Raw genomic sequence first — 14,263 nt, 5'->3', positions numbered from 1 at the left:
AAATACCGGCGGAGGCGGCAGGCGGCGAGCGCATCAGGTTCGCTGAATGGGAGCGCTGCAACGGCAATTCGAATTTAAGCAAGTTTGAGAGAACTCAAAATGCCCGGAACCGGGTCTTGTTAACGTGCGTTCGCAGTTTGGGCCCTTAGCCGCGACGCCGGTGGCGTGCTATATGGCTGTCAGTATCGCGTTCTTGAGGAGTTGAGCCATGGCAGCGGCACGGTCCTTTTGGAAGGGACATTTGCGCCTCGCGCTCGTTACCATTCCCATTCGTCTCGTTAGCGCCACCGCTTCGGAAGACAAGATCGCGCTCCATCAGGTCGACCGCAAGACGAAGCAGCGCATCCGCTATCAGAAGGTGGCGGGTGAGGGTGGCCGCGTCGTGCCGCAGGCCGACATCGTCCAAGGCTATGAACTCGATGATGGCAACTATGTCCTATTCGAGCCTGACGAGCTCGACAAGCTGAAGCTCAACACCCGCCATACGGTCGAGTTGACAGAATTCGTCGATGCTTGCTCCATCGACCCGCTCTATTTTGACAATCCTTATTATGTTCTGCCCGACGGTGACGTGGCGGAAGAGGGCTATCGCATCATTCGCGACGCGCTGCGTGCTACCGAAAAATATGGCGTCGGACAGCTGACGATCCGCGGCCGCGAAAATCTCGTGGCGATGAAGCCCTGCGGCAATGGCCTGATGCTTGAGACGCTCCGCTATGCCAACGAGATCCGCGACGCTGACGAGATCTTCTCCGGCATCGGCTCAAGCAAGCTGCGACCCGAGTTGGTCAACATGGCGAAGCAGCTCATCGACGAGCGGACGCGAAAGTTCGAACCGTCGGACTTCAAAAATCATTACTCCGAAGCATTGCGCGCCCTTGTGAAGGAAAAGGTCGAAGGCGGCCTGTCGACGGAAGTTGCAGGCGGCGGCGACGAACCTTCGGGCGGCACGGTCATCGACTTCATGGAAGCGCTACGTCGCTCGACAGGAAAGTCGAAAGCCAAGCCCACGAACACACGCACCAAAACGGCAGCTGCACGCCAGAAGCGCGAGCCCGTCAAGCGGGCTCCGCCGAAAGCACAAAAGCGGAAGTCGCGCGGCCGGTGATTTTTGGTCCAAAATGTCGCAGACTCGTGATACCTTTCACGAACACTGCGAATTGCTCCGGCTCGCTGAGCGGACTTTGAAGGTCCACAGCGGTTTCTCGTAAAATGTGAGACGGGTCGCGATCTCGCCTGATTGCAACAGCAAATTCAGGAGGCTCGAAATGCACCCGTTCTTTGCGCTTTGGATGTGGATGTTCCTGACGCCGCACTTGGCTCAGACGATGTTCTTCCCCTTCACCTGAGATATTTAAGTCTCGATCACTTTAGTGATAGGGCGGCGAACGTCTTTTGCGGGCTTATCTTCCCGCAAGCCTTTGAACGCCGCGTGTCTCAGCAACCCATCGCCCGTCCAGGCACGATACTCGATCTGTGCCACAAGATCGGGACGGACCCAGACGACGTCTCTGCGCTGCAGATTCGTCAGCGGTCCCTGGACCGGGGGCGCATCGACATGAAGCGGCCTCAGCCTGCGCATCAGGTCGGCCGCGGTTCGATGCGTGTACCCGGTGCCAACCCGTCCGGCATAGATCAATCGCTTCTTGTCGTAATAGCCGACGACCAGCGCGCCGACCGCGTTCGGCCCGGCGCTCGAGACGAGGTAGCCGACGATCACGAACTCATCGACCTGAATACATTTCGATTTCAGCCAGTCGTCGTGCCGGCCCGAGCGATAGGGCCGGTCGATCCGCTTCGAAATGATGCCTTCGAGGCCGAGACTGCAAGCATCTGAAAGCATGCGTGCGCCGTCAACGGCGAGATGCCCGCTGTATCGGATCGGGCCGGCCTTCGCCCGGCGCACGAAGAGCTTCTCAAGCAGACGTTTGCGATCTCGCAGCGTCGCGCCGATGAGATTGAGGCCATCGAGATAGAGAAGATCGAAACAGTGCAGAACGAACTTTTCACTGCGCCCGCTTTTCAGCGCGGCGGCGAGCGCCGAAAAGCTCGAATGACCATTCGCGTCTTCGACGACAAGCTCGCCATCGATGATGGCTTTTCCGCGATGAAATTCGGCGAGCGCCTTTGCAAGCCCGCCGAAACGATCGGTCCAGTCGAGCCCGTTGCGCGTCAGCAAGCGAACGTCGTTACGGTCGATGCGGGCCTGAATGCGATAGCCGTCGAACTTGATCTCGTGCACCCATTCCTCGCCGATTGGCGGCTTCGCGACGAGCGTCGCCAGGCAAGGCTCAACGAATGACGGCATGGCCGACTTGACCGCGCCTTCGATTTTGGATGGAGAGACTAGACCGCGCCCGGATTTTAGCGCCGAAGCCTTCAACGGGACCGATCGCGGGCGTTTTACCGGCGCTGCTTTTCGCACAGGCTCACGATCCTAGAAGTTTCTTGATCGCGGTCTTCAGCGGCCGCTCGCTGTCGCAATAGTCCTTCCATGCGGATGATTTTTTGAGGAGCGCAGGTACGCTGTGCACGGTGAAGCGTTTGGGATCGAGCCCTTGTTTCACTTGCGCCCACGTCAGCGGCATCGACACGGTCGCCCCTGGCCGCGCACGCGGAGACAATGGTGCAACGGCAGTCGCCATGCGATCATTGCGCAGGTAATCCAGAAAAATGCGGCCCTTGCGCAGCTTCTTGGTCATCTTGATGAGATAGGCGTCGGGGCTGTCCTTGGCCATCTGTTGGCACAAGGCGCCCGCGAACGCTTTAGCTTCGTCCCACCCCACGCCCGCGCCGCCGCGTGTCTTCAGGGGCGTCACGACGTGAATTCCCTTGCCGCCAGTGGTCTTGCAGAATGCGACAAGACCGACATCTTCGAGCCGCTCGCGCAGTTCGTTGGCCGCCACGACAACGCGGCCGAAATCGACATCCGGCGCCGGATCGAGATCGAACACGAGCCGCCCCGGAACATCGGGTTCGAACGGAGCGCAGTTCCACGGATGAAATTCGAGCGCTGCGATCTGGCCGAGCGCGATCAGGCCTTCCACCGAATTGACTTCAATATAAGGCTCGCGATCGCCCGATATTTTCACGAGGTCGATTTCCGGCGACATCCCGCGCATGGCGTGACGCTGAAAGAAGCTCTGCCCGTCGATGCCGTCGGGCGCGCGAATGACGGAGCAGGGCCGCCCCTTGATATGAGGCAGCATCCACTCACCGACCGTTTCTAGATAATGCGCAAGATCGAGCTTGCTGACGGCCTCGCCCGTGCCGCCGGGCCAAAGCTCTTTCTCTGGGTGAGAGATCGCGATGCCGAGCACTTTGTCGGCGGTTGACGGCGCATCCGATTGCGACTTGGTTCCTGTCTTGCGCATCTTGCGAACGGGTGTCCGTTTCAGCGGTTTCTTTCGGGCTGCAGGCTTAGGCTCATCGTCATCCGGTGATGCGTTCGAATGCCAGACCGCATCGGGCCGCTTGGCGCGCCGCCCGCGAAGAATGAAAGGTTCGGGTCCATGGCCTTCGCCCGCTGCGATCTGCGTCATCGTCCGCTTCGAGGCGACGGAGCGATCCTGCGACAGGATCTTGTCGGCGTCACCCGCGCGCGCGCCTTCGTCCTTATGCTTGATGAGCAGCCAGTTATTGCGCTTGCCGCCGCCGTAGCGATCGTTTTTCATTTTGACGAGTACCCAGCTGCCTTTGAGCTTCTCGCCTGCGAGCACGAATTTCAATTCGCCGTCGCGCAGTTGTTGTTCTGGGCTCTTGTCTCCGACCGGCGCCCAGAAACCGCGGTCCCACAGCATCACGGTGCCGCCGCCATATTGACCTTTGGGAATGGTGCCTTCGAAATCGCCGTAGTCGAGCGGATGATCTTCGACCTCGACGGCAAGGCGCTTATCTTTCGGATCGACGGAGGGACCGCGCGTCACGGCCCACGATTTGAACACGCCGTCGAGTTCTAGCCGGAAGTCATAATGCAGCCGTGTCGCGTCGTGTTTCTGAATGACGAAACGCAAATGCTGCGCCGGACGGACCACCGACGTGCCGCTGGGTTCCGCCGTTTTGGTGAAATCACGCTTGGCGCGGTATTCGGAAAGCTTTCTCTTCGCCATTCGACTGCATCCGGACCAGGGCTCGCCGCGACAAGTGTAAGGCTCGGCAATGCCTGCGCGCTAGACGTAGATCAAAGCAAAGCCGCTGGGAGCGCAAGGCTCCCGAGCGGCCCGGGCGCCGTTTGACAGGCGCCTGACGTACGCTGGTGCATCCGTCTGGCTATCCAACGGCAACCGGGCACGTCTTGTTCCACAACATTTCGACCGCTGGGCAATTCCATTTCCCTGCAACGAACGGACTTGCGTTTGCGCCACCTCAAAGAGTTCCCTTCCGGAACTGCGACATTTACCCGGAAGTTTAGTCGCTAAGGATGTCGTGAGGGCATCCACCTGAGAGACCTAAGGAGTTTTTAGTATGAACCTCAAGATGATCGCGGCGCTGGGAGCTGCGTTGCTCCTGGCGCTCGGCAGCGCGACTGCCGATGCGCGAAGTGGAGGTGGCGGCTTCCACGGCGGCGGTGGCTTCCACGGTGGAGGTGGCGGCTTCCGTGGTGGACCGGGCTTCAGCGGGCCGCGAGCTTTTCGCGGGCAAGTGTATCGCGGGCCGCGCAATTTCGCGCGCGTTCCGAACGGCGGCCGTGTCTTTCGCCCCGGCAGGAGATACGGATACGCCAACGCCAATCGCTGGCGTGGTGGCAGCAAGTATTGGCGGCATGGACGCCGTTGGCGCGGCTATCCGATTTATGCCTATGGCGGCTGGCCATATTACGGTTACGGCTATTATGACGATTACTATTATGACGCCGGCGACGATTGCGGCTGGCTGTATCGCCGGGCCGTGCGTACGGGTAGCCCGTACTGGTGGCGGCGCTATCAGGCATGCGTAGATTGAACGCGCCTCGATAGAGAGACAGCGTCCAAGCAGAAGGCTCCGGAATGCATCCGGAGCCTTCTGTCTTTATGCCGATTGGAAGATCGAGTTACGGGCTGGAGCTTCCCGTTCCCGGAGGCGAGCTTGGGACGCGAGCGCCTGGGTTCGACCCTGCCGCGGGGTCATTCGGTGTTCCCGTCGAAGGGCCGGGCTGAACATTTTCGTTCGTTGTCGGATCCGCCGGGATGCCTGCCGGGCTCGTCGCGCCGGATTCGCCCGTGCTCGCGCCTTCGTTCGCGGGAGCAGGCGTCACCGTTGTTGGCTTGCTGCCCGGCACCTCAGGTCTGACGCCGGAACTATAGTCCGCAGCCATCGCGCTGAGCGAGCCGGCTGCCACGAGGGCCAATGCAGCGGCGCCGACTTTGAAGCCTTTCATCGCGTTTCTCTCCTTTTCTTGTTGCCGTTTGCAGTCCGGAAACGGACCCCGGACGCGGATGGTTCCGCGTCCCGTTGGCTCGAAAAGAAGGTAACGAGATAGCCGCTAACGCCCGCGTTCCGGCAGCATCCGCGCCACAATCTCGCGATGGAGACGAAGCTCGTCTTCGGCTTTGGCATAAAACTCAATCAGCTTGCGCACGACCATCTGCGGTTCGGACGCCAGGGAATGCCGCAGCTCCGATAATGCTGGAGCATTCTTGCGGTAGGCATCTGCCCCCACCGCCGCCACGCCTCTGAGCAATACGATGGATGCGGATGTGGTCGGGCGCTCGCCGGAAATCTCGCAATACCGCAAAATTTGCGAAAAGATGCGCAGACGCCAGTCGTGCAGATTCGGCCGGTTTCTCCAAAGCTCAACGGCCTGCCGATGGCAGGCTTGCTCGATGAAAGTCATATCTCGACAGTGTCCCCCTGACGAAAAAAGCCAACATCCCCGCTTTCTTCGCTAACTCGAACGTTGATCGCCGGTTCCACTCATGATCGCGTTTATCAACTGTCTGGAATATGCAATCATTGCGATGGAATCACATCGTTCGCGTTGCGAAGATACTGACTTCAGAAAGCGGCGATTGTTGGTTTCACGCAGTCGTCGCACACAGGCGTCACATCTGGTCCCGTGGCTCAATGGATAGAGCGTCGGAATTCGACTCCGAAGGTTGCAGGTTCGAGCCCTGCCGGGATCGCCACGCGTTGGCATCTATTGCGAAGGAAATTGCAACGGCGCCCGTTATTAACATTTAACCTTGGAGCACGATTTAAAATCTTATGCTGGAAGCCGAGCGAAGCTTGCTTAGGTTAGCTTTGCCCACGGTCACCACCGAAATGTAGCGAGTGCGTACCATGACCTTGTCCCCCCGCGGCCCTCACGTTCTATCCAAGTCCTGGAGCGGCCGGTCGCTCATCGGGTCGCACGTCAGGCCGTTCATGATATGCGGCGCCCTTGCCGTCGTGCAGATCCCTGGGCTCGCCATTGCCGAGGATGCCGCGCCGCCCCCCAACGTTCCGAACATCGAAGCCGCGCAAGCCATTTCGACACCGCCCGCGGAAACGCCAGCTCCCCTGACCGGTGTCCCAGCGGCGCTTTGCACCAAGCTTTCGACCACGCTGGCCTTCGATACAAGCGACCGCGCCGCCGTCGTCTCATTCTATCAAGGTCGGCAATGCCGACCGCTGTGGGTCGACGATAAGGGACTGACGCACGCCGCTGACCTCGCGATCGCCGAATTGGGCCGCGCTGGCGAATGGGGTCTCGACGCCTCCGATTTCAACGTCACTGCCGCTACGAAAATGCTCGGTGACGGACAATCCTCGCCCGAAGAACTCGCTGCAGCCGACATTGCAATCACCGGTGCAATTCTGCGCTACGCCCATCAGGCCGAAGGCGCACGCATTCCGGACCCCGAAAAGCAGCTTTCCTATTATCTCGATCGCAAGCCGGTCATTACGCCAGCCTCCGGCGTTCTGGCACAGATTGCTGACAGGCCCGACCCTGATGCAGTGCTGCGGGGTTTCCAGCCCCAGCAGGATCAGTTCCTGAAGCTGAAAGCTCTGCTCGCCAGCCTGCGCGGCGAGCATGAAAGCAAGCCGGTCGTGCCGCAAATTCCGAAGCGCGGCGCAATGCTCGCGAATGGCGTTCGCTCGCCCGACGTCGCAATATTGAAGCAGCGCTTTGCGATTGCAACGTCAGGCGACGATGCTTCGCTGTTCAACGATGCGCTCGAAACGGCGATCAAGCAATTTCAGGAACAGAACGGCCTCGCCGCCGACGGTTTCGTAGGTCCTGCGACACGCACGGCGCTGGCTGGTGACGATACGAAATCGGCAGCCGACAAGATCGAAGCCGTCATTGCCAATATGGAAGAGTGGCGCTGGATGCCGCGCTCTCTCGGCGATACGCACATCCTGGTCAACGTGCCCTCATTCTCAATTGCACTGACAGAAGACGGTAAGACGCTGTTCAGCGATCGCGTCGTCGTCGGCACCGCCGACAAGGAGACCCCGATCTTCTCCAAGGATATGACGACAATCGTCCTCAATCCGCGCTGGAACATCCCGGATTCGATCAAGCTCTCTATGCTGCTGTCAGGCCGCTCCATCGAGAGCCAGGGGTATGTCGTCATGCGAAACGGCCGCCGCATCGACAGCACCAAGGTCAACTGGGCGAAAGCCAACTTGAGTGCCTACAACTTCTATCAGCCCGCAGGCGACGACAACGCGCTCGGCGTCGTGAAGCTGCTCTTTCCGAACAAGCACTCGGTCTACCTGCACGACACGCCGTCGAAATATCTCTTCGACAAGCCCGTCAGGCTCTACAGCCACGGCTGCATGCGTGTACGCAATCCGCAGGTCTTCGCCCAGACCATCCTGGACATCGATAGGGGCGACGCCGCGCCCAACGTGAAACAGCTCATTCAGCGCGGTCCGATGGACAACGAGGTCAAGCTCGAAAGGCCTATTCCCGTCCACGTCGGCTATTTCACGGTCTGGGTCGATGATGGCGGCAAGGCCCACTACTACGACGATTGGTACGGCCATCAAAAGCGCATCGAGCAGGCGCTTGCGGGCAAGTGGGACGCAATCGACGTTGCGACGGCGCCGCCGCTCGATACCGCGGCATTGAAAGCGGTGCGCTTCACTCGCAGCAGCGACCGTCTCACCCCGCCGATGGGCCTGACCAATAGCGGCGGCAGCTATCGCAAGTACGATGGCGGCGTCGGCGATATCATTCGCCAGGTGCTTGGCTTCTAAATGGAAAAGAGCGCCATTCTCAGGCGCTCTTCATCCGTTCGAATCCAGCGGCAAGATCAGCAATGAGATCCTCGACCGCTTCGAGGCCGATGTGGAATCGCAGTGCCGGTCCCGGACCCTGCCAGCGCGTCGCCGTGCGGTAGGATGTCGGGTCGAAGGGCACGACGAGGCTTTCGTATCCGCCCCAGGAATATCCCATCCCGAACAGCTTCAATCCGTCAAGGAACGCCGCCAGCGCTTTCTGTGGCACGGGCTTGAGAACGATCGAGAACAAACCGCAGGCGCCGGTAAAGTCGCGTTTCCAGATCGCGTGGCCCGGATCGTTCGGCAATGCCGGATGGAGAACGCGGTCAACCTCGGGCCGCGCCGCCAGCCATTCCGCGACCGCAATGCCTGAGCGCTGATGCTGCTGGAGCCGCACCGCGAGCGTTCTCAGCCCGCGCAAGCCGAGATACGTTTCTTCCGAGCCGGGACAGGTGCCGAGCCGTTCTTTCGCATCGTCGATGAACTTTGCGGCTCGCGCATTGGCCGTGACGGTACCAAGCATCGCATCGGCATGACCCACGATGTACTTGGTCGCCGCCTGGATGGACACATCCGCGCCGAGCGCCAGCGGCTTGCAGAAGAGCGGCGTCGCCCACGTGTTATCGGCCAACACCCAGATGTTCTTGGCGTGAGCCGCCGCCGCAATCGCTGGAATGTCCTGCATCTCGAACGTCTGCGAGCCCGGCGCCTCAACCATGACGAGGCGTGTATTCGGGCGGAACAGTTTCGCGATGTCGGCGCCGATCAGCGGATCGTAATAGGTGACCTCCACGCCGAGCCGCGTCAGCATTTTGTCTGCGAACGTGCGGGCCGGCTGATAGACGCTGTCGAGGATCAGGACGTGATCGCCCGCCTCGGCGAATGCCAAAATCGCCGTCGAGATCGCGCCGAGGCCGGACGACGTCAAGATCGTCGCGGCGCCGCCTTCCAGCTGCGTGATTGCCTCTTCGAGCGCGCGCGTCGTCGGCGTGGCGCGGCGGCCGTAGGTGTAGGGCTGCGAATAGGCGCGAAGGGCGTCGAGCGTCGGATAGAGAACCGTCGATCCCCGATAGACGGGCGTATTGACGAAGCCGTGCTGTTCGAACGGCTTTCGCCCCAGGTGCACGACGTCGGTCTCGGGACGCTCTCCGCGCTCGGAACCTTCCTTCTTTACAGTCATTCTAAAGCTCTCCGGGCGGGTTCGGCCGTCGTGACGCAAGTTTGGTTGCCGGTCAAGGCCTTGACCATTGCGCGCTGACGCGAGATGTCTGGCTGCGCGCTAGGACCGATGGGCGCTCCCGTCGCTTTTGTCTGCTCCGTGTATGGAATGATGAGACCCGAGTGAAGCATTGGCCGGAAGAGTGCAGATGAACATCGTTGTGCGGGTCTTGGCGGCAGCAATCGCGCTGTTCGTGGTCGCGCTGGGGGTGGCGTCCGAGGCCGAAAGCGCACCGATCAGTATCCTCGACACAATCAAAGCCCGTGGCAAGGTCGTCTGCGGTGTCCAGGACCATGCACCGGGCTTCAGCGAGGTGAGCCCGCGCGGTGCCTGGAGCGGCATGGACGTCGAATTCTGCTCAGCGCTGGCCGCCGCCATCTTTGGCGACCGTGACGCAGTGAAACTCCTGAGCCTCAACGCCAGCGATCGCTTCAAATCGCTGCAGGATGATGAGGTTGACGTTCTTCTCGGCGCGACGGCATGGACGCTGACGCGCGATACAGAACTCAGTGCCCGCTTCGTGGGTACGCTTTATTACGATGGCCAGGGCTTCATCATTCCGCGCAATCACTCGATCGCCAGCGTTCTTGAGCTGTCTGGCGCTTCGATCTGCGTTCTGGCGGGAACGAGCGATGAGACCGCAATCTCCGATTACTTCGGCAGCCGGAAGATGCGTTACCAACTCATCCAGTCCGATCGCTGGGAGGATCTGGTCAAAACCTATTCCGACGGCGGCTGTACGGTGCTGACCGGCGACATGACGTTGCTCGCCTTCGAAAAGAGCCGCTTGGCCAGCGGCGCCGATCAGATGCTGCTGCCGGAATTGATTACGAAGGAACCGTACGGCCCGGCTGTGCGGCTTGGTGATGATGGCTGGTTCGCCGTCGTCCGCTGGGTGATGATGGCACTCGTTGCCGCGGAAGAAATGAATATTTCCAGCAGCAACGTCGACACCATGAAGGCGTCACCCTCGCACGAGGTCCGTCGCTTCCTGGGCCTCGATGCCGATCTAGGCGCGCCGCTCGGATTGCCGCGCGACTGGGCCTATCAGGTCGTTCACGACGTCGGCAACTATGGCGAGATCTTTGAACGCACGCTCGGCCAAAGCTCATCGCTGAAACTCGATCGCGGCCTCAACAACTTGTGGAGCAAGGGCGGTCTCATGTACTCGGCGCCGTTCCGCTGATAGTTTCGCCGCAGGGGGAATTGCGGCAGCGGGCGTGACGATGGGGAAGGGTGATGGGAATCCCAGCGACGTATCACATGTTGCTTGAACTGATCGTCTTTGCGATCCCGGTCGCCGTCATCCTGATGCTCCTCTATCTGTGGCGGTCATCCCGGCGTTATCGCCGCGGGGCTCTGCCAGCGTCTTCGGATAGCCTCGTCGAGCCTTTCCACGCCGTTGCGCAGCCGTCGCCGGAAGCCGCAGCACCGCCTTTGCAGAAGCCACTCGAAACCGCCGAGACGATTGCAGCGAAAATCGACAGTGCGGCTGCCCACGGTGAAAAGACGGCGCTTGCCGGACTTTATCTCGATCTCGCCGCCGCTTACGCCCGCGCAGGCGATCAGAGTGCACGGATGGAAGCGCTTCGCTCAGCCGCCGGGAATGGCGCGCTTCACGGCCCACATTCGGCTCACGCCGCAGCGCGCCTGGCGCTGGGTGAAGCAGCGCACGAAGCGGGCGATCTCACGAGCGCTTGCGAGCAATGGCAGTTGGCGCGCACAGCCTGCCTCGAAGGCGGTGATACCGCGCAACATGCGCAGATCGAAAAGCGCATGCGCGATAACGGCTGTCCGACCGATTGGGTCCTTACGGATTTCTGAAATCCATCGGCATGCCGCCGGACGTTGGGGCGATTGTTGGAGCGATCGTCGTCGCGCCGCTCGACACCCGATTGCTGTTGTCGTCGGTCGCGCTGGCCATCAGCACTTCGACGCTGATGTTGTCGCCGTCCTTGATCTCGAACGAGTTCTGGTAGAGACGGCCGCCCGAAGATGCTGTCACTAGGTATTTCCCAGGCGCCAGCACATGCGTCGGCAGTGCGCCGACGCTCTCTTTCACGGTATCGCCTTCCGTCGTCTGGATCGTCCAACGCGTGTCGGGCACCGCTTCGCCGCCCGCCCGCGTGACGAGCTTGAACGTCGCCTTGCCGCCTGTGTGCGTTACTGTCGTCTCCGTCAGCTTGCCCGCTTCGACGGTCACGTCCGCCTCGATCTTGGCGTTGGCGTCGCCGTAAATCGAGACGATCCGGTAGATGCCGGAATTGAGGCGAATGATCAGGTTCGGTTTGGCGCCGGTGATAACCGCAGAATTGCCTTCGAACTCGTCGCGATCATCGGTGTAGATTGAATACGAGACCGCGCCGGGCGGCGCTGGCTTGCCGCCGATCATCGCCGCGACGCGAAGTCCACCCGCATTCAGCACGAACGGCTCGAATGGCGGCCCATCCGGCTTGATGACGATTTTTCGCGTCAGGTTCGCTCGCCCGAAGGCGGCGTTGACGGTGTATTCACCGGGTGGAAGCTTCACCAGCGGGCTGGCTTCGCGGGATTCCAACACCAGTTTCGACTTGTTCGACCGCGGCACGGTTCGAAAAACCCGCCAGATGAGACCTTGCTCGATCTGCTGGCCGTCTCCCGTCAGCAACGCAACGAGCCGGACGCCGCCTTTCGTCTTGCCGCGCTCAACCGTCGTTGTGTTTTGCCGTTTGCCGCCGACCGGTCCCCAGGGCGCAGGCGCTGGGCCGTCCGGAACGGGCTCCTGCGCGAACGATGCCGTCGCCGCGACGAACGACAACGCCATTGCCGCCAGCACGAGCACAGCGACGGAGCGCAACCGCTGGCGCAGCGATAATAGGTTTAGACTACGCAACGCTTCGGTCATCCGGGTCCAATCTCAAGCTTCTGGCTTTGGCCCGCTCGAACCTCGAACGCAGCCTGTCCATGACTGTTACGCGCATCGAAGCGCACGGTATATTTTCCCGGTGCCAGGATTGCGGTCGCCTGCGTACCGGTCGCGCGCCAGATCGGCATGCCGTTTTCATTGGCGACTTCCCAGGTCAAATCGCCGAACGCGGGTACCGCGGCGGCTGTCGGCACGAAGTTGACCTGTCCCGACGCGATATCGATGACGGCTTTTGCAGGCTTGCCTGCGTCGAGCGTCACTTCCTTCGAGGCCGACAGGTGTGCGGTCGCAAGCGAAGCGCTGATCCGGTAGCGCCCCGGAGATAAACTGAGGTCAAGCGCCGGGCCGATGGCGCGTGCAATGCTGACGCGGTCGCCGTCGATGCGGTCGACACGATAGAAAATGTTGTCGTCGGGCTTGGCCGGTACACCTGCAACGAGCGCCGTGATCTTGACCGGCACGAGAGCAATCGCAAGCGTCTCCGTGACCGTCTGCCCGGCGCCGATGGCGACGCGTTTGCTGGTGAGGCCGTTGCCGGAATTGGCCCCGATGTAGTAGGTGCCCTCGGGCAGAACGAAACTCGCCTGCGGGCTGCGCGACCGCGCCACTTCGCGACGGCCGTCAGGACTTTCCGGATCGTCGGTCTCGACCGTGTAGAGCACGTCTTGGATCGCCCCGCCGTTCGCGCCGGTTGCCGACAGGTCGAGGCGTCCAGTCGAGAGCGCGACATCGAGCCGTTTGTCGTCTCCCGCAGCGAGATTGATCGTCTGCGATGAACGCGCCGCGCCATCGACGGCCGTCACGCCATATTCGGCAGGCTGCAGATAGAGATCGACCGTATCGCCACGCTTCAAGGCAACAGGCTGGCCGTTCGATGACACGCTCAAGGTCGCGGTGGGCGAGGGTGGTCCGTTCTTGCTGGCCACAGCGCGCGCGAGGAGATGCGCAGCGTTGAGCGAGACGATGATGCTCTGTGCTTCGCCGTCGGCAATCGTGATCGTGTGCCGGGCCTTGACGCCGCCAAGCTCGGCTTCGATGTCGTAATCACCAGCCGGCAGCTTGGCTGAAATGTCTTTGCCGACGCCTTGGCCGAGCGCTTTCGCGCCCCCGGCTTTGTAGATCCGCCACGTCAGCGGCGCTGTAATGAGAGGGCGGCCTTCAGCCAATGCCGCCGAGGCACGTAGCGATGCTCCGGCGGGCGGCGGCGGTGCTTTCGGTGCCACCGATTTGGCTTCCCCGCCTGCAACGTCGGACGGCGACAGAACCGCGAGCTTCACGGCTTCTTCGATGGCGGCATCGAGTCCGTTGGAATCTGCGATGTCGTAGAAGCGGCCGCCCGTCGCCTCTGCCATGCACGCCATGCGCGGGCGTTCGTTCGCGGAAAGTCCGATGCCGATCACCTGAATGACGACACCGGGCGACGACTTCGCGATGGCGCGCGCAGCGGCGCAGGAATCCTGGCGGCAGTTGTCGGCATTGTCGCCGACGATAACGATCTGCGCCGGCCGTGAGGAACCAATAGCGTCCGCCGCCATGCGCAATGCCGCCGTCACCGGGCCTGGCCCTCTCGGGCTGAGCTTTGAGAGCGGATCGAGAACGCTCTGACGCGGGCTGTCGGGACCCGCAATCATCTCCACGTCGTTGCAATCACCGCGGCGGCGATGTCCGAACGAGATGAGGCCGACGCGGGTGGACGAGGGCTCGGTCAGAAGCGCGCCGAGCTTGTCACGCACGACGTCGATCTTCGGCCGGTTGGCAGGCGCCAGCCGGCCCCACATCGAGCCCGATCCGTCGACGATCAGCATGGCGGTCGGCGCATCGGCGCTCAGAGCGGGTCGCGTCGCCGCGAGGCCGACGGCGGCCAGCACGGCAACCGCCACGAGCGGTGCGACGATCCTCGATATTTTCAGCCGCATCATTCCCCCACCACCTTAGCGCTTCGATCCTTA

The 14,263-nt window shown here is 61.5% G+C and carries 12 protein-coding genes and 1 tRNA gene; 6 read left to right on the top strand and 7 right to left on the bottom strand.

Translation table 11 applies throughout. The features are described from left to right. Nucleotides 1–208: 208 nt before the first annotated feature. Complete coding sequence (locus HYPMC_RS11205) at nt 209–1,108, top strand: Ku protein (protein WP_013948052.1); 900 nt, start codon at nt 209–211, stop codon at nt 1,106–1,108. A gap of 246 nt (nt 1,109–1,354) precedes the next feature. Here the strand turns inward: HYPMC_RS11205 and ligD (HYPMC_RS11200) are convergent, their stop codons facing one another. After that, the gene (gene ligD / locus HYPMC_RS11200; RefSeq protein ID WP_155831227.1) at nt 1,355–2,308 is read right to left on the bottom strand and encodes a non-homologous end-joining DNA ligase; all 954 of its coding nucleotides are present in this window, start codon (nt 2,306–2,308) and stop codon (nt 1,355–1,357) included. Between the two features lie 121 nt (nt 2,309–2,429). Then, nucleotides 2,430–4,109, bottom strand: a complete 1,680-nt coding sequence (ligD, locus tag HYPMC_RS11195) for a non-homologous end-joining DNA ligase (protein ID WP_013948050.1) — start codon at nt 4,107–4,109, stop codon at nt 2,430–2,432. 355 nt (nt 4,110–4,464) lie between these two features. Here ligD (HYPMC_RS11195) and HYPMC_RS23975 point away from each other — a divergent pair, with 355 nt between their 5' ends. Continuing rightward, entirely contained in the window at nt 4,465–4,941 is a 477-nt protein-coding gene (locus HYPMC_RS23975; RefSeq protein WP_013948049.1) for a hypothetical protein, read from the top strand. Nucleotides 4,942–5,029: 88 nt separating this feature from the next. Here HYPMC_RS23975 and HYPMC_RS11185 read toward each other — a convergent pair whose 3' ends face one another. Next, nucleotides 5,030–5,356 carry a hypothetical protein gene (locus HYPMC_RS11185; protein WP_013948048.1) on the bottom strand — a complete coding sequence of 109 codons (327 nt, stop codon included), beginning with the start codon at nt 5,354–5,356 and terminating at the stop codon, nt 5,030–5,032. A 105-nt stretch (nt 5,357–5,461) separates the two neighbouring features. Further along, nucleotides 5,462–5,812 (bottom strand): hypothetical protein, encoded by a 351-nt coding sequence (locus HYPMC_RS11180; RefSeq protein ID WP_013948047.1) that lies wholly within the window; start codon nt 5,810–5,812, stop codon nt 5,462–5,464. A gap of 216 nt (nt 5,813–6,028) precedes the next feature. On the opposite strand from HYPMC_RS11180, the gene HYPMC_RS11175 reads away from it, so the two are divergent. Together HYPMC_RS11175 and HYPMC_RS11170 are read left to right on the top strand one after the other, a co-directional pair. Continuing rightward, nucleotides 6,029–6,104 (top strand) — tRNA-Arg (locus HYPMC_RS11175). Between the two features lie 154 nt (nt 6,105–6,258). After that, on the top strand, nt 6,259–8,166 hold the full coding sequence (locus HYPMC_RS11170) for a murein L,D-transpeptidase (RefSeq protein WP_013948046.1): 1,908 nt from the start codon (nt 6,259–6,261) through the stop codon (nt 8,164–8,166). Between the two features lie 19 nt (nt 8,167–8,185). Here HYPMC_RS11170 and metC read toward each other — a convergent pair whose 3' ends face one another. Continuing rightward, nucleotides 8,186–9,370: a cystathionine beta-lyase gene (gene metC, locus HYPMC_RS11165; protein WP_013948045.1), complete on the bottom strand. Its 1,185-nt coding sequence runs from the start codon at nt 9,368–9,370 to the stop codon at nt 8,186–8,188. 187 nt (nt 9,371–9,557) lie between these two features. Between metC and HYPMC_RS11160 the strand changes: the two genes are divergently transcribed. Beyond that, nucleotides 9,558–10,595: an amino acid ABC transporter substrate-binding protein gene (locus HYPMC_RS11160; RefSeq protein ID WP_013948043.1), complete on the top strand. Its 1,038-nt coding sequence runs from the start codon at nt 9,558–9,560 to the stop codon at nt 10,593–10,595. A gap of 53 nt (nt 10,596–10,648) precedes the next feature. Beyond that, nucleotides 10,649–11,233 (top strand): hypothetical protein, encoded by a 585-nt coding sequence (locus HYPMC_RS11155; protein WP_013948042.1) that lies wholly within the window; start codon nt 10,649–10,651, stop codon nt 11,231–11,233. Here the strand turns inward: HYPMC_RS11155 and HYPMC_RS11150 are convergent. Together HYPMC_RS11150 and HYPMC_RS11145 are read right to left on the bottom strand one after the other, a co-directional pair. Next, nucleotides 11,220–12,293 carry a hypothetical protein gene (locus HYPMC_RS11150; RefSeq protein ID WP_013948041.1) on the bottom strand — a complete coding sequence of 358 codons (1,074 nt, stop codon included), beginning with the start codon at nt 12,291–12,293 and terminating at the stop codon, nt 11,220–11,222. The genes HYPMC_RS11155 and HYPMC_RS11150 overlap by 14 nt on opposite strands. Then, the gene (locus HYPMC_RS11145; protein WP_013948040.1) at nt 12,290–14,233 is read right to left on the bottom strand and encodes a VWA domain-containing protein; all 1,944 of its coding nucleotides are present in this window, start codon (nt 14,231–14,233) and stop codon (nt 12,290–12,292) included. The genes HYPMC_RS11150 and HYPMC_RS11145 overlap by 4 nt, the downstream gene beginning before the upstream one ends. Nucleotides 14,234–14,263: the final 30 nt, after the last annotated feature.

The organism is Hyphomicrobium sp. MC1 (assembly GCF_000253295.1).
In the GTDB taxonomy this organism is placed as follows: domain Bacteria; phylum Pseudomonadota; class Alphaproteobacteria; order Rhizobiales; family Hyphomicrobiaceae; genus Hyphomicrobium_B.
The sequence above is the reverse complement of the archived record's forward strand: the minus strand, read 5'-3'. Positions and strand labels throughout refer to the sequence as shown.